Origin of the sequence: Agaribacter marinus, from assembly GCF_030160655.1 — a bacterium.
Taxonomy (GTDB): domain Bacteria; phylum Pseudomonadota; class Gammaproteobacteria; order Enterobacterales; family Alteromonadaceae; genus Glaciecola; species Glaciecola marina.
Genome location: NZ_BSOT01000002.1, coordinates 120,970 through 139,378, shown reverse-complemented (window position 1 = coordinate 139,378; position 18,409 = coordinate 120,970). Strand labels below are relative to the sequence as shown.

Genomic DNA, 18,409 nt, shown 5'->3' with positions numbered 1-18,409 from the left:
CCAATGTGTAAGTTAATTCTGTCATTTGTGATAGCCGACGGGCGAAGTGACGCCGTCAGATTCAATATTAATGATTAAAAATTACACAATTTGAATGCTTTAGTTACATTTACCTGACTTATTTATTGCACAAAATTTACACTATTGTGACGGCGATGATTTAGGCGCTATTGCTGAGGCGTTAGTTTGCCAATGAATAAGCAGTATCGACAATTCATACAAAAGAATAATCGGTAATCCTAATGCAATTTGAGAAATTAAATCGGGCGGAGTTAACAAGGCTGCGCACAAAAACACACCAACAATCGCGTGCCGCCGATAGCGGCGTAAGCTTTCAGGTGTGACGATGCCAGCTTTAGCCAGCACCATCAATAGGACGGGAAGCTCAAAGCACAAACCAAATGCAAGCGTTAGTTGAATAACAATGCCTAAGTATTCGCTGATTCTCGCCTCTAATTCGACGGCTACACCTTTGCTTTGATTGTTTTCGAAGCCAATAAAAAAGTCCCAAGCAAGGGGCATGACTACATAGAAAGCCAGTGCAGCTCCGGCGTAAAAGAGTATAGGCGTGGATATAAATAACGGTGAAATATTGCGTTTTTCGTGGCTATACATTCCCGGTGCGATAAAGCGCCATATTTGTATCAAGAACATTGGCATACTTACTAAGGTTGCCGTAAAAAAGGCGAGTTTTAAATAGGTGAAAAATGCTTCATGCAGGCCTGTGTATATCATGCGTCGCTGTGAAGGGTCGTCAAACGCCGCTATCAGAGGTTGCTGCAGGAATACGTAAATGGTATCTGAAAAATAATATGCGATGGCAAATACGCAGATAAACAGCGCAAAACACATAAGTATTCGGCGCCTTAACTCGATTAAATGCGTTAGCAGAGGGGTTTTGGGATCAACGCTTGCCTGCATCTTCGCGTGCTCCTTCGGTAACTTGTGTTTGTTTAAAAGCACGTTTGGCGTCTTGTTTTTGCGAATGTCTTTGTTGATGATACTCAGCAGGTTTCGAACCTGGGATAAAGTCGTCAGGCAGGCTGGATATCTCTTTTGGGAGCAAAGATTGCCAATCATCATTTGCCGTTACTTTGCCATCAGATAAATCGACTTCTTGTTGTAGTTTATGCATATGGCCTTTCATCGTATTTGACAGTTTTCTAAACTGAGATACGGTATTACTGATCCACTTAAACACTACTGGCAAGTCTTTCGGACCAATAATGACGACGGCCAATATGGCGACAAAAGCGAACTCTATCCAACTGATATCAAACATCTTGTTTTGAGTTCTCGTCGTCTTTAATTTCTTTTTTAAAGCTCTTAATACCTGCTGCAAGGTCGCCCATTAAGGCGGGAATTTTTCCCCTGCCGAACAATAAAATAAATACCAATGCAATCAGCGCTACTTGCCATATGCCAATATTCATAGCTTAGCCTCTTTATGTATGAGGCTTTAATATACACAAGGTAATGTTACAAATGGTTGAACAAATAATGAACAATTATTGAATGGTTAAAATAGGGTGTTGAGTGTGTGCATACTGAACTCACATCAAGATATTGTCACCAAAGTCTTCATGATTTTGAATGTCTCACTTAAAATGCTTGTATGCACATCTGGCTAATAACGTTTTATTTATCTAAAATTTTGATATCACTGTAAGTTGGCTACGTATTAGGATGTGGCATTAAAAATTATCCATCGGATCTATTTTCAATGCTTTTCTCTAACTTTTGTATTTTTTGGTTAAGTTGGTCTATACGGTCGCTTAGTTCCTCTTTATCTCTCGAATCTGCAGTCAAACAAAGACTAAATGTAACCGCGAATAATATCGCATATGAAGTCTCATATTGGTAAAACCCCAAAAATACAATAGCGACTAAGCCGCATAATATAAAAAATTTGAATTTCTTTGACATCGCTACCTACTCCGTAAAATAGTTGTGATGACGGGGCCGTTGAATTCGACCCCGTTAAAATTAAACTTAAGAATCACAAGGGATATATTGTGTTTCTCGGTTTTCCCAAGTACTACGATAAAACATCTATCATTATCGCTCCCAATAGTATCACCCTCAGTCGGGCTGCCTCCACCGTAACTGCTATCTTGGTTTCCTAGTGCGGGTTCAATGACTTTTTTGCGGATTTACTATTGGCAATTACTTGCGTTTTTGGTGCTAGATTTCCAAGGGAATCGAAGCACCCGACTTAACAGTTCGAATTGCAAAGTTACTCTGAATGTCTTTTACATGCGGTAGTTGCTGAATTTGTTTTAACACTACCTCATAGCCTTTGAGATCAGGCACGACAATTTCCATGCGGTAGTCTGATGCACCAGACACTTCATGGCAGCTAATAATGTTTTCAAAAAATACGACACGAGCTTCAAAGGCTGAAGTCGCTTTGTCTTTATGATTATCTAATGACACATCCACAAATACCGTCATGCCAAAGCCAACTTTTTCGCGGTTTAAGATGGCTCGATAACCTTTAATGACTTTGTCAGATTCAAGTTTTTTTACTCTTCTCAAACAAGGTGATGGTGACAGGTTTACCGCATCCGCGAGTTCTACATTTGTAAGCCTGCCATCTCGTTGCAATTGTTTTAGAATTTTGACGTCGGTTTCATTCATTTAAAAATGATATATTTCATATTAATTTATTTGAATATTGGCATGTTATGCTAAAAATGTCGACAAAAAGAGTTAAATTGGCAAGGACATGCTCTCGCTATATCGTTCATAATTAGCACTAAAATTTTCCAAATATTATCTACATTCAACGCTTTTTAATTCTGGTTTGTAAGGCGATACAAGAGGCGAGAAATGTCACAAATTGCAGTGTCAACTGAACCCGCTTATTTTAAATTTGCGAGTGGGTTAGAATTTAAATTAGGTATTGCGGCCGCAATTTTCACGACGCTAATCTGGAGTGGTTTTTTCATTGCCATGCGCGCAGGGGTTACATCTCCTTTAACGGCTTTCGATTTAGCCATCTTGCGCTTTGGTCTAGCTGCTGTCTTGCTTTTGCCGTTTACAATTAGGGCTTGGTCAACCATTATTGCTACACCTAAAATGCTGCTTCTAGGCATATTGGCGGGTGCAGGTGTCCCATTTTTTTTCTTATGTAGCATCGGTATTACCTATGCGCCTGCTTCACATGCAGGCTTGCTCGTTACTGGCACAAGCCCGCTTTTCATTGCAATCGCGGCTGTTGTTGTTTTTAAAGAAAAACTAAACAAACAAAAAGTGATAGGTTTAGCGTCTATTGGGTTGGGTGTCGCGGCACTATTATCCTTAGCATTTTGGGATGGCAACAGCGAATACCTCAAAGGTGATCTAATTATTTTGCTAGCCGCCGCATGTTGGGCAATATTTTCTATCTGTTTGCGTGTTGCATGTCTGCCACCGTTGGCTATTGCCGGTTTTCTTAGTTTAGTTTCTACATTGATATTGGCTACCTTATATATAGCCGGAGCGGTCGAGAGTGGTTTTACCGTTGCGCCTGCCAAACACATCGCCATGCAAATGGCAATACAATCAGTTTGTGTGGGCTTGCTAGCTGCATTTTCATATGGCTACGCGATCAATAAAGTGGGTGCGGAGCGCAGTTCTGCTATTGGATCGCTTACGCCCGTATTGGTTGGCTTAATGGCTATTCCTTTACTTGGCGAGACACTAACCGTGTCGGCTACTTTAGGCATGGTGTTGGTGTTCTTGGGCGTATTGCTATCAAGTGGCATAAAGGTAGCGACTATTTTACCCTTCAATTGGCGGCGACGTGAACAAGCATAATATCATTCGTTTTAGGAATTCTTGGCTATGATGACATCTCAACATGTACCTTCTCTCCCTCATGAACCGTATCCTTTGATACTAGCGCATGCCCTTGACCCAGCTTTCATCAAGCAGCTCACAGTGCATTTTGAGAACCTTAAACCTGATGAATTCAACAGTGCTGATAAACAAGCTAATAAAGAGAAAGGCGTTTGGGGGCGGCATCGCGCCTATGGCGAAATTTCTTGTGTTGAAGACAAATATATTCAACTGCCGCCAAGGCCATTTACCCAGAGTCAAGATATCAATCAAGCCAATGGTGGGGTAAATCGTTGGTTTCCGGAACTCGACGCCGCCTTAGTGGCGGATGACGTATTCGTTCATCTAGTGAAACATTTTCATCGCCATATGTTAGACGGTCAGCCGGGTGTATTGGGAATTCATTTTATTCGCACCAATTGTGTGGGCGGAGAGGGTGCGCCTGCGCCAGAAGGGCCGCATAGAGACGGTTTTGACAAGGTAGGTATGTTGACAGTAAATCGGCACAACATTAGTGGTGGGCGCACGCAGCTATTGCCACAACTTCAAGAGGGCGATCCCAAATGTGATGAGGTGCTACTAGATTCCGTTTTAGAAGAGTCGCAAGTACTGATTATTAATGATGAGCATTATCGTCACAGTGTGACGGCAATTACTGCTGACGACCCAAAACAAAAAGCGTTTCGTGATGTCATTGTCGTAACAAGTTCGTTTAAGGATTTACTGTGAAAGATTACAAAGTTCAGGGGCTTCGAACTAAATTCCCTGCGCTACATCACATACTAGATAACGCGCGAACGCCAATATACTTGGATGGCGCAGGTGGTAGTCAAGTGCCGCAGTCTGTAATAGACGCCATGAGTACAACAATGCAGCTAGGTTTATCAAATCTTGGCGGATATTTTAATGCCTCCTGCGTTGTAGGCGGGATTGTTGATGACGCAAGACAACATGCTGCAGATTTACTTAATGCGCCAAACAAAGACTGCATTGTGTTTGGCGCAAATATGACGACGATTACCCAATATATGTCGTGGATGATTGCCGCCGAGTGGCAAGCGGGAGACGAAATAATTCTGTCTGACTTGGATCACGGTGCAAATCGGAGTTTTTGGGAAATTCAAGCAGAGCTAAAAGGTGTGACTGTGCGTTACATTCCAGTAACCCCCGATGCCTGTGAATTGGATATGGCGGTGTTTGAACGTTTGATTTCAGAAAAAACGGTGTTTGTTGCCGTGACTGCTGCCAGTAATCTTACCGGAAGTATTGTCGATGTTGAGGCGATAGTAAGTGGCGCTAAAGCCGTTGGCGCAACGAGTTACATTGATGCTGTGCATTTAGTTCCCCACAAAAGGGTAGACGTTATAAAGCTGCAAGCTGATTATGTAGTGTGCTCTGCCTATAAGTTTTTTGGTCCGCATGTGGGTATTTTGTATGGTCGAGAAGAAGCGCTTGCGAGTTTGGTGCCCAATAAAGTAACACCTGCACCTAGTGCACCGCCACGTTGTTTTGAAACAGGCACACCAAATATTCCCTGCCTCGCGGGCGTTACCGCGTCTATTCAGCATATTGCGTCATTAACTGGTGAAGACAGCATATTTTCAGATGATTTAGCTGGTGGGTATTTGGCGATTCAAACCCACGAGAGCGCATTATTACAGCACTTTAAGCATAACATTGCGTCAATAAAGGGTTTGCGTTTGCTAGGGCATTCAAGTGATTCAGGCAATCGTCATACGCCAACATTTGCGCTCAGCTTTTACAAACATCATGCGTCTGATATCGCCAAATATTTGGGTGAACATGACATATACAGTTGGAACGGCCATCTTTATGCTGATCGTTTGACCCGTGCACTGGACCTTGATCAACAAGGTGGTGCTTTGCGACTGAGCCTGATGCATTACAACACGCTAGAGGAAATAGATAAGGTGTGTTGCTTACTTGAGAGCAAGCTGCTTAACAAATAGAAACTAGTGACTCATCTAGCAACTATGATGTTTAAAGCGATTGTTGTTCAACAAGAAAACTGATATTACTATTATTTGTGAATATCAGCAGTCATGACGTCAGGGACATTTTATGAAAAAGGGATTTTGTGCAGTGGTATTGAGTGCTGCTTTGAGCGCTTGTCAATCTACTGATCTTTCTACAAGCAATAAATCAGAGCGCGCGGTGACGCCCATAGATCTGACGCAAGCAGATGAATATGACGCTTTTACGCCTTATTGGACACTTGTTAAGCGTTATGATCCTCGCTATCCAACAAGAGCTGCATTAAAAGGTCATTCCGGTTGCGCGACTTTACGGTACACGATTGGTAGCGATGGTAAAGCGCATTCTATAAAAGCCATAAAATCGTACCCTCGTAATGTGTTTGATAGCAGAGCAATAAAGGCGATGCGAAAGTGGCGTTGGGAACCAACGGACTCTAATCTTGAAAAAGCACCTGTATTGGCTGAAGTCCAACTCGATTTTTCACTCGAAAAAACGAAAAATAGAAATGAGGCTGTGGCCAATTGTGGAGAATCACTCTTTCACCGGATGGAGTGATGCAAAACAAATATTCAATCAACTCTGAAACGACAACTTATAACTCAGAAAACTGTCGTCGATAATGCAAAGGCGATACTTTGAGTTGTCGTCTGAAGTGATGACGTAGGCTCTCTTCTGTGCCTAGTCCACACATTTGTGCGATGGATTTGGTGGGCAGCTCGCTTGTTTCCAATAACTCACATGCGCGTTTAATTCTTAAATTGATCAACCATTTGGCAGGGCTGGTGGCAAATTGAGCCTTAAATTGACGTAAAAAGTTACGTTCGCTCATATTTACCATGTCAGCCATGTCTTCCACGCTGTATTGGGAGGATAGATTGTTTTCTAGCGTATCCAATAAGACAGATAATTTAGTATTGTTATCTGATTTGGGGATGGGCTGCTGAATAAACTGCGCTTGTCCACCTTCTCTGTATGGCGGGATTACTAAGCGGCGAGCATAGGCGTTCGCCACATGCTGCCCGTAATCTTGTTTTACTAGGTGTAAACACATATCTAAGCCAGCAGCACTGCCAGCCGACGTTAGAATTTGGCCGTTGTCGGTGTAAAGTACATTTTCATCAAAGTGTGTATTCGGAAACTTTTCTCTAGCTTTGGCAATATATTGCCAGTGAGTTGTCGCGACTTTGTTAGCTAACAATCCAGTATAGGCAAGTAAAAATACGCCTGAGCATATTGACGCAATTCTTGCGCCGTTATTATACGCCGACAAAAGGCTATTACGTAATGCATCGCTAGGCAGAATATCTGGGCCTTGCCACCCGGGAATTATTACCAAATCCGCATCATGTATATCGCTTAGGCCTTTGGTTGTTGAGAGTACCAAATTTTCTATTGGAAGGCCTACTTGATGGCTGTCATCAGTGGCGCATACAACTGTGCTGTAGTGTTGCACCTCAAATTCTGGACGCCTTTGTGCAAACACTTCCATAGCACAGCTAAACTCGAACAGGCATAAATTCGGGTAAGCCAAAACAACGACTTTTTTGGGTGTCGACATAGCGGTTTCTCGAGGTTTTAGTGCAGTCTCGTAGTGCTTGAAGTGCATTACATGCTAATAAGGCGCTTGCAAGGTCGAAAGATGCAATTAAATAGTTTGGCGGAATATTAACGTATGTTGTCATTTACGTCAAAGCCACTTAGCGTCAAACTTACGTCCGAATCAATTTACATAAGGATGTAGACATGAACTATATAACTGAAGTCCCAGCATTAGAAAGTAGTGAGGCCTTGGCACACTTTGAAAAACGCTTACGCTATGAAGCAGATTGTTGGGATGTGCATGAAGCCTTGCAAACAGGCAATCAAGATTTTGTCGTGCTGGATGTTCGCTCTTCAGCCATGTACGAAGAAAGCCATATTCCGGGTGCAGTGAGTTTACCTCACGGTAAGATAGTCGAAGGAAAAATGAAGGCATGGTCAAAAGATACTTTATTTGTGGTGTATTGCGCAGGCCCGCACTGCAATGGCGCGAATAAAGCGGCTATTCGTTTAGCAAGGCTTGGACGTCCAGTGAAAGAACTCATTGGTGGCATGACCGGTTGGGCAGATGAGGGATTTACTTTTGCTACTGGCAGTGCGCCGGGTCGAGTATTAGACTAAGTTGATAAATTTATGCTGACGGTAAGGCGAGCGAAATTGTCTGATGTATCCGCGCTCCTAGCGTTAATGCAGGAGCTGGCGATCTACGAAGATTACATTGATGTATTTAAGGTTGATGAGAACGAGATTATTGCGCGTGGTTTTGGTGAGTCCCCTGAGTTTTCGGCGCTCGTTGCAGTAAACGAAGAATCAGGGGAGTTACTTGGCATGGCTGTCTATTACCTTATCCCGTTTACCTTTACATTACTGCCAGATATGTGTTTGAAAGAGTTTTTCATTAAGCAGGATTGGCGAGGCAAGGGGCTTGGAGACTTGATTTTTTCTGCGTTACGCGCGCAAGCGATATTATTAGGTTGCGGCCAAATTCATTGGTTGGTGATGGACGGGAATAAAGGCGCAGAAGCATTTTATCGAAAATGCGGCGCAAGTGAAGATACTAAGTGGCAACGATGGCATTGTAAAATTGGTTAGTTTCAGCCATATTAGCGACGAAATTTGTTCAAATCGTTAGACTATGAGCCCGCAGAGCTAACACTGCCACTGCATAGAAAATTACAGGTGTGGGGGCTATTATTCGAAATGTAAATACAGTATACTTCGCGACCATTTTGATTAACCCACGCAAAAATCGGAGCATTTAATGGCACGTGTAACAGTTGAAGATGCGGTAGATAAAATCGGTAACAGATTCGATTTAGTTTTGGTAGCGGCACGTCGTGCACGTCAAATCGCTACAGAAGGTAAAGATCCATTAGTAGAAATGGGTAATGATAAGCCGACAGTAACGGCTCTGCGTGAAATTGAAGAAGGTTTAGTCACCGCTGAAACTGTTGAAGCGACTGATTTGCAAGATCAACGTGAACAAGAAGCGGCTGAGTTTGCTTCTGTGGCGAGTATTTTAGCTAACAGCTAACAGCTAACAGCTAATGCGCAATTAGCGTAAATAAAACCAAAATCGCGCTGCACACATCTTTCCCAGCGTATAAAAAATATGCAAAAGTGAAACTTTTTTTACAAACGCCGAATTTATTCGGCGTTTGTCCGTTTTCAAGCGACAAAAATAAACGTATTCTTAGCCTTATCTAAAAATTAATAGTTGAATACGTGTATCTATTTGAAGGCCTAAAGGCAAAAGTTTCAGAATATCTTCCAGATGATCAGGTTGAACAAGTTCAAGCTGCGTATGTACTTGCGCGCGATGCACACGAAGGACAAACTCGTTCAAGCGGCGACCCTTATATTACCCATCCCGTTGCGGTAACAGGTATTCTGGCTGATATGCACATGGATTATGAAACCTTAATGGCGGCCTTACTTCATGATGTGATAGAAGATACGGATTATAGCAAGGAAGATTTGGCCCTCGCGTTTAATGAAACCGTTGCTGAACTAGTAGAAGGTGTAAGTAAGCTCGATAAGCTTAAATTTCAAAGTAAACAAGAAGCCCAAGCAGAAAATTTTCGGAAAATGCTGATGGCGATGGTGCAAGATATTCGAGTAATTCTCATCAAACTTGCGGATCGTACTCACAATATGCGCACTTTGGGCGCGTTGCGGCCAGATAAGCGCCGCCGGATTGCGCTCGAGACATTAGAAATCTATACCCCTATTGCACATCGCTTAGGTATCCACGACATGAAGAATGAACTCGAAGACCTCGGGTTTTTAGCAATGTACCCTATGCGTCATCGGGCACTTCATTCTGCTGTGAGTCAAGCGCGTGGTAATCGAAAAGAAGTAATAGAAAAAACACGCTTGGATTTGGCTAACAAAATAGGTGAATATGGTATTAAGGGGCGTGTCGTTGGCCGCGAAAAACATCTATATTCCATTTATCGAAAGATGCGTAACAAAGAACTTTCATTTACTGAAGTCATGGATATTTATGGTTTCCGGATCATCGTTAATTCAGTGGATAACTGTTATCGCGTGCTCGGGGCAATTCACGGAATGTACAAGCCCATTGAAAACCGGTTTAAAGACTATATTGCCATTCCAAGAAGTAACGGCTATCAATCCTTACACACTTCATTAAAAGGTCCGCATGGTATTCCGGTTGAAGTCCAAATTCGTACCGATGAAATGGACCAAATGGCAGATAAGGGCGTTGCGGCGCATTGGTTGTATAAAAAGAGTAATGACAAGACGACCACGGCGCAATTGCGCGCAAATCAATGGATGCAATCCTTAGTGGAGCTTCAACAGCGGGCAAGTACATCAGTTGAATTTATCGAAAGTGTGAAGACAGATTTATTCCCAGATGAAATTTACGTGTTTTCGCCAAAAGGTAGAATTGTTGAGTTGCCTATCGGGGCGACAGCGGTGGACTTTGCATACGCAGTACATTCTGATATTGGGAATACTTGTGTGGGGGCAAGAGTTGAGCACAAAAACTTCCCGTTAAGTAAACCTTTAGAAACAGGACAGAGTGTAGAAATTATTACGTCTCCTCGTGCAAAACCCAATGCTAACTGGCTTAACTTTGTAGTAAGTGCTCGCGCACGTTCTAACATACGCCATTTTTTAAAGCGTCAGCAATCCAAAGATGCAATCAATATGGGCAATCGCTTATTGCGTCACGCCTTAGGCACAGTGAAGCTTGACGATATTCCACAAGCGGATATAGACCGTGTGCTGGATGAAACGAAATACGAAAGTTATGAAGCGTTGCTTGCAAATATCGGTATGGGCAATGAACTTAGTGCGATGATTGCTCGCCGCTTAGTGGGCGAGAACGACGACATTTCAGATAAAAAGGGTAATGTCGCGATAAAGGGCACTGAAGGTTTGATGGTGCATTTTTCTAGATGCTGCTTCCCTATCCCCGGTGACGAAATTGTCGCAATTTTAAGCCCAGGACGCGGTGTTGTAATTCACCAAACGGGTTGTACCAATATTCGTAAACTAAGCAAAGAAGAACCACAGCGCGTGTTACCGATGGAATGGGATGATAAGCCTCAAGGTGATTTTAAAGCAAGTGTGCGTGTTGAACTGATTAATCGACAAGGCACGCTTGCCGCATTGACTGCCGCAATTGCGAGTAGCGATTCAAGTATCATCAACTTACAAACGGATGACCGCGAAGATTACAATTATTCTATTGATATTGAACTTACTACTAAGAATAGGGTGCATCTTGCGAGCATAATGCGTAAAATCCGCAGCCTGCCGGATTTGCAGCAAATTTCTAGGCATAGCCAGAACAAACAGCAATAAGATTTAATTGCTCGAAAGAACACGAGGAAGCTACCCATGTCAAAATCAGTCATTCAAACTAACGAAGCGCCAGCTGCCATTGGCACCTATAGTCAAGCCGTTAAAGCCGGCAATACCGTCTATCTCTCTGGTCAAATACCCTTGGTGCCTGAAACAATGGAAATGGTGTCTGAAGATTTTGAAGCACAAGCGGTACAAGTGTTTGAAAACATCAAGTCTGTTGTGAGTGCTGCTGGTGGTTCGATGTCTAACTTGGTTAAAGTGAATATTTTCCTCATAGATTTGGGCAATTTTGCCAAGGTCAACGAAATCATGGCGCGTTATTTTGAACAACCATATCCCGCGAGAGCAGCTGTACAAGTCAGTGCCTTACCAAAAGCTGCACAAATTGAAATTGATGCAGTTCTAGTGTTACCCGAATAATTATTCCTCATTTGTAATATGTAGCGTTGTCGGAGTAAGCCCTTGCAACAATGTATGTCACCTGAGCGTTTTGCTCGAATTCAACAAGTGTTGTCTCAGCGTCAACATGATTTGACGCTGCTAATGGAAGAAGTGCACAAACCTCATAATGTGTCGGCGATCATTCGCACCGCCGATGCTGTTGGTATCCATCAAGTGCATGCCGTTTGGGCGGGAAACCCAGAATTACGTAAAGGTACGGCCTTAGGCAGTCAGATTTGGGTAAGAAACAAGCATCATGATACTACGGCTGACGCAGTTTCCCATTTAAAATCCCAAGGCATGCAAGTGTTAGTGACTCATCTAGACAATACTGCCGTGGACTTTAGACAGGTTGACTACACAAAGCCTACCGCAATTATTATGGGCCAAGAGAAAGATGGGGCGACTGAAGAAGCAGTCGAACTAGCTGATCAATCAATCGTTGTACCCATGATTGGTATGGTGCAGTCGTTAAATGTGTCCGTTGCAGCGGCTACCGTTTTGTATGAGGCGCAACGCCAACGATCTGACGCGGGTATGTATGGTAAGGGAAAAATTCCAGAAATAGAAAAACAAGAAATACTTTTCGAGGGTGGATTTCCAGTGCTGTATCAAGAATGCTTACGTCGAAATTTGCCTATTCCGCATATTGACGACAGTGGATGCATTGACGCACCTGAAGTATGGTGGCAAGCGCTTCAATATAGCCAATAACTATGTTTAGGTTGAGGGCAGGTGCATTTTCGCGACAGCGCCAAATGTCTCGTCGTCTGAGTTGATTAGATACAGCTCACCACCGTGGTTTCTTAGTATTTGCCGACTTAGTGACAAGCCAATGCCTGAGCCCTTTTTCTTTGTAGTGTAAAAAGGTATGAATAAATTTTCAGTGTTTTGAATACCATTCCCGTGATCTTTTATTTCGATAGAAAGCATCGCATTTAACTGAATAAGCTCGATTTCAATCTCCGATACTGACGACTTTATCGATGACGCTCGATTAGCCTCATCTGCATTTTTGATCAAATTGACGAGTACTTGTTGGATTTGTTCGTTGTCGGCAAACACCTCTAGGTCACGGCCTTTAAGCGTAAACTCGCAACCTTCGAATAAGCCAATGACGTCATTGATTACCTTATATATAGACGTCACGGATTTATTTGGTTCTGGTAGTTTTGCAAGTTGCTGATAGTCTTGAATAAAGTGATTTAGGTTATGCGCGCGTTCGTTGATAACTTGTAACCCATTATTTAAGTGCTCATGAATATCATCTCGTATTTCACCCACTTTAGCGTTTGAAGTAAGAGAACTCAGCGTTTCTGCGATAGAGGCGATTGGTGCAAGCGAGTTATTTATTTCGTGGCTTAATACGCGTAAAAGCTTTTGCCATGCGCTCCGTTCTTCTTCTCTTAGAACTTGCTGGATATCAGTAATAAAAATGATGGTTTGTATCTGTCCACCTTCTAAATAAGTATCTGTTCTAACGAGCACTTTTGACGATTTTTGTGGCAAGTCGAGGCTAAATACTTCTGACGGTCTATGGTCAAATACAGCTTGTAAACCAATAGAATCTACAGGCCATGCTTGTTTCTCTTCAAAGTTGGTATCAAAGAGTGCTTCTGCCGCAGGGTTCATGAGAGTAATCGCCTTGTGTTGATTACATGCGACGATAGCCACATCAATTTGACTAATAATTTTGAATATTAATACCTGCTGCTCCTTAGATATTAAACTCTGCTGAGCAAGGCGGTCTGCTAGGCCATTGAGCAAATTGTTGAAGTCTGCAAGCGCGCCTTTTACTTCGCGATTATTGGCGCGTAAACTAAAATCGCCAGAGGCCATTGCATCAACCAAATTTGTTGATGTACGCAGTTGAAACGTTACCTCATAGCGAATGTAGAATACCATTGCAATTAGGCTAGTGAATATACCGAGTAGTAGCAGAATTTTTAGATAGATAGAAACACTGGATGCCAAGACAAAATAAGTAGCAACGCAGAATGTGAATACTGATCCAATGAGGGCAATACGGACAAGTTTGTCTTCGAATGCTAACTTTCCTGAAGACAATATGTATTTCATTGGCCCAACTTATGTTTTTCGATGCGACGGTAATATGCACTCCTACTCAAACCCAGTGAATCAGCTGTTTTTACTGGATTAAAGTCAAAGGCTTTTAGGCGGTTTTCAATGACTTCTTTTTCGATGGACTCAAGTGAAGCAGTTTGCCAATCCTTTCCTGTAAATGACTCTGCTTGAAGTGATTTTCGTATGCTTATCGCTTGCGAATTTAATGATAAATCTTCCGTGTCTAGTGTGTTTCCTTCAGCCAAGTACATTGCTTTTTCAATAATATGCCGTAATTCTCGAATGTTGCCTGGCCAATCATGTGCTTGAAGGTGTCGAATGGCCTCGTTTGACGGTTGCTTGATAGGCAGTCGATATTGTTTGGCAAAGTGACGCACAAATTGGGCGACTAATTTTGGGATATCATCCAGCCTGTCACGCAACGGCGGTAATGCTACCGTTACAGTATTTAAACGATACAGTAAATCTTGTCTGAATGTCTCTTGTTCAATCATTTGTGCCAAATCTGCATTTGTAGCAGATATCAATCTCACGTCTACTTGTTGGGTTTGACTACTGCCGACTTTTTCAAACTGGCTTTCTTCTAACACGCGTAATAATTTAGCCTGCTGGGCCATTGACAGGTTAGCTATTTCATCAAGGAAAATACTGCCATTTTCAGCAAGTTCAAAGCGCCCGATGCGGTGTGATTTTGCATCGGTAAATGCGCCTTTGACGTGACCAAATAATTCACTTTCAAACAAAGATTCCGTAATCGCTCCCATGTTTACGGATACTAAGGAGTGCTCTGCACGCGTTGAGTGCTTGTGTATATACTCTGCAAACATACTTTTACCCGTGCCATTTTCACCGGTAAGTAAGATGCTCATATCACTTGCCGCGAGCTTCTTTAACTGCCGTAATGTTTGTTGCATCGCCGGAGATTCAGCAACAACATCATCATATTCAATCCCAATTTCGGCGGTTTTTAAATGTTGTACTTCCTGGGATAAACGTGCATTTTGCGTTAACGTTTGCCCAAGTTTAATTTGGGTATTGATAATTGAAATTAGTCGTTCGTTGTTCCAAGGTTTTTCGATAAAATCTCCGGCGCCAAGTTTCATTGCTTTGACGGCGATATCGACACTGCTATACCCTGTCATTACTATAATCGGTAAGTGGCTATCGAGGGTTTTGATTGTTTCGATAGCATCCAGCCCTTCTTTACCTGAAGTAGTGTCTGCTTGATAATTCAAATCAATTAATGCAGCCGCGAATTTTCTGCGTTTAACTTGCTCAATGAGCGCCACCGGTGTCGTAACACATGTGACGCTGAATCCGTTAACAGTTAGCAGTAGTTGTAACGCGGTCAAAATACTTACGTCATCATCAGCGACTAAAATAGACGTTTCCATACAGTATAGTCCTAGTCACTAATTGTAATGAAGTGCATATGCTGGCTCTTTCTCTATAACACGTTTAGTGGGTACTAATGTGGCTAGTAACACCATGAATACAATGATCAATGGCATACCTACCATCGCGACGATCAATGTATTCAGACTAAATACCATGGTACTCGACATTAAACTGATTAACCACAAGGAGATACCAATGCCCGCGCATACACCCACAATAAGTTGCCAACTTGCTTGTACAATGAACATACGGACAATAAGGTTGTCAGGCGCACCTAAGGCTCGTCTAACGCCAATTTCCTGCGTTCTTTGTTGTACACTATTTGCAGCTACTGCATATATACCGGATGCCGCTAGAAATGCCGCCACTATCCCACAAATAAGGAAAATTTTGCTAACGGAAGCAATAAGCAAGGTCGGTTTTTTGATGAGCTCGTTGTAACTTTGAAGATTGTACATACCTACATTACTGTTTACCGTGTTGATGGCATCGATTAATGTATTGCGAGCTAATTGTTCGTGACCAACATAATGTAGCGCAATTTGCATTCTCCAAGGTCCCCAGTTATCCATGGAATGGTAAGTGTTGTATTGTGCACTAGATATATCCATTAACGAACCATGAAAAGTATCAGATACCACGCCGACGATGGTAAACCAGTCGTTGGTATTTTCTTGGGCTTGACTAGCTCTTCGCACTCTTGAGCCAACTGCATCACCCTCAGGGAAAAAATCTCGTGCAATTGATTCGTTGACTAATATGCTGCGCGCACCATCCTCAGCGTCTTGAAAGTTAAAATCACGGCCATCGACTACGCGCATACCCAGTGTGTTCAACTCGCCGTGCGATATACCTTCGTTGTTGCTGTATGGGTTTTCGTCAAACACCTCTGCGGCTCTACCTTCGATTTCAAAATAGCTGGTACCACCGCCAGTACCGGGAAGTTGGGTCATGAATATGGCATTTTCGATATTATCTCGGCGGGTCAATTCGTCTTTCAATGCATAATAAAAAGCAGAACGACGAAGGCGATCTTCATATTCGAATTCTGTGTCAGATCGAATTTCAAATTCTGAGGGCGGCAATTGCAACGTTGCTGTTAAACGGTTCTCTGTTTCGACGCCGTAATCCGCGTTACTCGCTGAATAAGTTGATATTAAAATGATACTTGCCATGATAAGTACCACACACGACAAGATTATTTCAGAAACAACCAACACTTTTGTGGTGCGCGCTGCTCTTTTACTTAAGGCACCTCGAGTGCCATCACGCAATAGTGCATTAAAGTCACTACGGAGTGATTGGGTTGCGGGAATTAGGCCGGTAACAACAATCATTAAAATCACGGTCGCCACTAGTAATGCAATGCCAGACCCGTCTATTGCCAGTGACCACCAGTAAGGCATATACCCATCAATTTTAAAGATATCGCGTAACACTGAATTTGTGATATCTAAGCCGTAACCTGCTAGCAATAAACCTAGAATTCCACCAATTGAACAAATGAATATGCTTTCAAGCAGCATTTGTAGAATAAGCCGTTGTTGCGGCACGCCCAATGCAATGCGAACGGCTACTTCCTTTATGCGTTCGTTGACTCTTGAAAGCAAGAGGTTCCCTACGTTTATACAAGCAAGTGCCAAGATCAAAATAACAACAAACATGAGTGCGATAAACATCCCGTGATACTGCAATAGATGCGCTTTTTTCATCGGCTCGATAGTGAGGTACTCGCCGTCGTCCACTAACCAGCGCCAATTGTCATCTAATGAGTTGGCAATGCTTAGGTTTGTCGTTTTGAGTACTGACCTAGCCTCATTCAAAGATATGCTATCTTTCAATTTTACAAATGATGACACCCAGCGTCTATTGCGTTTTGTCGGGGCTATGGCTTCTTCGTCAAGCGGTTGCCACATGTCGGCTATTGCAGGGAAGGCAAAGCCTTGCGGCATTATTCCTACGATTTTTGCAGGGTCATCTCCATCAATTGATACGGTCTTACCAACAATATCTTGTTCTCCGTTAAAGTAGCCTTGCCACATGTCATACCCAATAACGAGTACTTCCTCAGCGCCGTCTTCATGGTCACTTGGCAGCAAACTCCTGCCTAACATTGGTTTGATGCCGGTGAAAGAGAATAAATTAGATGACACATAAGATGCGTTAAACTTTCGAAGAGTGCCACCAGGTTCGCCGACAAACGTCGTGCCTTCAACATATAAACCGAGCTCGTCGATTATTGACGTGTCGTTTTTTAAGTTGTACAAGTCTATGGCGTTTGCCTCGCGTCGCTCCAAGTGCGTTTTGTCATAGGTGCCTTCAATGATGTACACCGGTTTATTGTCCGCAAATTTAATATCACTAAACAGCAATTGGTTTAGCAACGAATAGGTATAAAGCGTTAATCCCAAGCCGATAGCAACAATGAGGATGGTCAATGCAGTAAATCTTGGTTTTTTTGCTAGCAAGCGAGCTGCATATTTAATATCAATAGCGACAGACATAATTACATTCCTTCTCGTTGCCTTTATACAGCAATGGCTTGTGTAACTTCGTTAATTTGGTCAACAACAATTTTACCGTCGAAGATTTCAATTGTGCGTTGGGCGCGCAACGCAGATTTAGGATCATGAGTTACCATGCAAATGGTAGCGCCTTGCTGGTGTAATTGGTCGAGTAAAGACATCACAACGGCGGCATTTTTTGAATCCAGATTACCAGTGGGTTCATCCGCTAAAATGAGTGATGGATTGCCTGCAATCGCTCTTGCTACAGCCACGCGTTGCTGTTGACCACCTGATAGTTGTGATGGGTAATGATTTGCGCGATGTTGCATATCCACTTTCTGTAGCGCGTCTTCTACCATCGATTGACGTAAGGCTTTTGAAATATCATTACGGTATGTAAGAGGCAACTCTATATTTTCTGCGACGCTTAAATCACTGATGAGGTTAAATGCTTGGAATACAAACCCTATTTCTTTATTGCGGATGGCTGCGCGTTCTTCTCTACTTAAGCCGTGGGTATTGTGACCTGCTAAGGTGTACTCTCCGCCAGTCGCGGTATCGAGAAGGCCTAGTAGAGACAATAACGTCGATTTGCCACAACCCGATGGCCCTGTAATCGATATATATTCTCCCTTTGTAATTTGGAGATTTACGTCATTTAAGGCGTGGGTTTCGAGATCATCAGCGTAAAACACTTTATTGATACCAATAAGTTGCACAATTGGCAGGTCGTTGACTTTTTCCGCGTTCGGATTTGTAGATGTAGCATCAATTGACAT

At 42.7% G+C, this 18,409-nt stretch carries 19 protein-coding genes; 10 read left to right on the top strand and 9 right to left on the bottom strand.

The window, feature by feature from the left end; genetic code table 11:
- Positions 1-141: 141 nt before the first annotated feature.
- The 4 genes from tatC to QQK00_RS01095 all read right to left on the bottom strand — a co-directional run bounded on the left by tatC (position 142) and on the right by QQK00_RS01095 (position 2,640).
- On the bottom strand, positions 142-921 hold the full coding sequence (gene tatC, locus QQK00_RS01110) for a twin-arginine translocase subunit TatC (protein ID WP_284215640.1): 780 nt from the start codon (positions 919-921) through the stop codon (positions 142-144).
- Entirely contained in the window at positions 905-1,282 is a 378-nt protein-coding gene (locus QQK00_RS01105) for a Sec-independent protein translocase subunit TatA/TatB (protein WP_284215639.1), read from the bottom strand. The genes tatC and QQK00_RS01105 overlap by 17 nt, the downstream gene beginning before the upstream one ends.
- Entirely contained in the window at positions 1,275-1,433 is a 159-nt protein-coding gene (tatA, locus tag QQK00_RS01100) for a twin-arginine translocase TatA/TatE family subunit (protein ID WP_284215638.1), read from the bottom strand. The genes QQK00_RS01105 and tatA overlap by 8 nt, the downstream gene beginning before the upstream one ends.
- Before the next feature lie 751 nt (positions 1,434-2,184).
- A complete protein-coding gene (locus QQK00_RS01095; RefSeq protein WP_284215637.1) occupies positions 2,185-2,640 on the bottom strand; it encodes an Lrp/AsnC family transcriptional regulator in 456 nt (151 codons plus the stop codon).
- Positions 2,641-2,832: 192 nt separating this feature from the next.
- Here QQK00_RS01095 and QQK00_RS01090 point away from each other — a divergent pair, with 192 nt between their 5' ends.
- From QQK00_RS01090 to QQK00_RS01075, 4 genes are all read left to right on the top strand, one after another.
- The gene (locus QQK00_RS01090; protein ID WP_284215636.1) at positions 2,833-3,801 is read left to right on the top strand and encodes a DMT family transporter; all 969 of its coding nucleotides are present in this window, start codon (positions 2,833-2,835) and stop codon (positions 3,799-3,801) included.
- A 27-nt stretch (positions 3,802-3,828) separates the two neighbouring features.
- Entirely contained in the window at positions 3,829-4,551 is a 723-nt protein-coding gene (locus QQK00_RS01085; protein ID WP_284215635.1) for a 2OG-Fe dioxygenase family protein, read from the top strand.
- On the top strand, positions 4,548-5,792 hold the full coding sequence (locus QQK00_RS01080; RefSeq protein WP_284215634.1) for a cysteine desulfurase-like protein: 1,245 nt from the start codon (positions 4,548-4,550) through the stop codon (positions 5,790-5,792). Before QQK00_RS01085 ends, QQK00_RS01080 begins: the two co-directional genes overlap by 4 nt.
- Before the next feature lie 112 nt (positions 5,793-5,904).
- On the top strand, positions 5,905-6,375 hold the full coding sequence (locus QQK00_RS01075; RefSeq protein WP_284215633.1) for an energy transducer TonB: 471 nt from the start codon (positions 5,905-5,907) through the stop codon (positions 6,373-6,375).
- Between the two features lie 37 nt (positions 6,376-6,412).
- Here the strand turns inward: QQK00_RS01075 and QQK00_RS01070 are convergent, their stop codons facing one another.
- The gene (locus tag QQK00_RS01070) at positions 6,413-7,378 is read right to left on the bottom strand and encodes a helix-turn-helix domain-containing protein (RefSeq protein WP_284215632.1); all 966 of its coding nucleotides are present in this window, start codon (positions 7,376-7,378) and stop codon (positions 6,413-6,415) included.
- A gap of 185 nt (positions 7,379-7,563) precedes the next feature.
- On the opposite strand from QQK00_RS01070, the gene QQK00_RS01065 reads away from it, so the two are divergent.
- The 6 genes from QQK00_RS01065 (at position 7,564) to trmH (ending at position 12,354) form a co-directional block, all read left to right on the top strand.
- A complete protein-coding gene (locus tag QQK00_RS01065; RefSeq protein WP_284215631.1) occupies positions 7,564-7,980 on the top strand; it encodes a rhodanese-like domain-containing protein in 417 nt (138 codons plus the stop codon).
- A gap of 36 nt (positions 7,981-8,016) precedes the next feature.
- Positions 8,017-8,451 carry a GNAT family N-acetyltransferase gene (locus QQK00_RS01060; protein ID WP_284215630.1) on the top strand — a complete coding sequence of 145 codons (435 nt, stop codon included), beginning with the start codon at positions 8,017-8,019 and terminating at the stop codon, positions 8,449-8,451.
- A gap of 169 nt (positions 8,452-8,620) precedes the next feature.
- Positions 8,621-8,893: a DNA-directed RNA polymerase subunit omega gene (gene rpoZ / locus QQK00_RS01055; protein ID WP_284215629.1), complete on the top strand. Its 273-nt coding sequence runs from the start codon at positions 8,621-8,623 to the stop codon at positions 8,891-8,893.
- 191 nt (positions 8,894-9,084) lie between these two features.
- Positions 9,085-11,196 carry a bifunctional GTP diphosphokinase/guanosine-3',5'-bis pyrophosphate 3'-pyrophosphohydrolase gene (spoT, locus tag QQK00_RS01050; RefSeq protein ID WP_284215628.1) on the top strand — a complete coding sequence of 704 codons (2,112 nt, stop codon included), beginning with the start codon at positions 9,085-9,087 and terminating at the stop codon, positions 11,194-11,196.
- Positions 11,197-11,232: 36 nt separating this feature from the next.
- Complete coding sequence (locus QQK00_RS01045) at positions 11,233-11,619, top strand: RidA family protein (protein WP_284215627.1); 387 nt, start codon at positions 11,233-11,235, stop codon at positions 11,617-11,619.
- Between the two features lie 54 nt (positions 11,620-11,673).
- Positions 11,674-12,354 carry a tRNA (guanosine(18)-2'-O)-methyltransferase TrmH gene (gene trmH / locus QQK00_RS01040; protein ID WP_284215731.1) on the top strand — a complete coding sequence of 227 codons (681 nt, stop codon included), beginning with the start codon at positions 11,674-11,676 and terminating at the stop codon, positions 12,352-12,354.
- Positions 12,355-12,360: 6 nt separating this feature from the next.
- Here trmH and QQK00_RS01035 read toward each other — a convergent pair whose 3' ends face one another.
- From QQK00_RS01035 to QQK00_RS01020, 4 genes are read right to left on the bottom strand one after another with little or no spacing between them, the layout of a single operon-like run.
- Positions 12,361-13,719 (bottom strand): sensor histidine kinase, encoded by a 1,359-nt coding sequence (locus tag QQK00_RS01035; protein ID WP_284215626.1) that lies wholly within the window; start codon positions 13,717-13,719, stop codon positions 12,361-12,363.
- Positions 13,716-15,119, bottom strand: coding sequence for a sigma-54-dependent transcriptional regulator (locus QQK00_RS01030; protein WP_284215625.1), 1,404 nt, complete (start codon positions 15,117-15,119; stop codon positions 13,716-13,718). Before QQK00_RS01030 ends, QQK00_RS01035 begins: the two co-directional genes overlap by 4 nt.
- A gap of 18 nt (positions 15,120-15,137) precedes the next feature.
- The gene (locus QQK00_RS01025; protein WP_284215624.1) at positions 15,138-17,627 is read right to left on the bottom strand and encodes an ABC transporter permease; all 2,490 of its coding nucleotides are present in this window, start codon (positions 17,625-17,627) and stop codon (positions 15,138-15,140) included.
- 23 nt (positions 17,628-17,650) lie between these two features.
- Positions 17,651-18,409: an ABC transporter ATP-binding protein gene (locus QQK00_RS01020; protein ID WP_284215623.1), complete on the bottom strand. Its 759-nt coding sequence runs from the start codon at positions 18,407-18,409 to the stop codon at positions 17,651-17,653.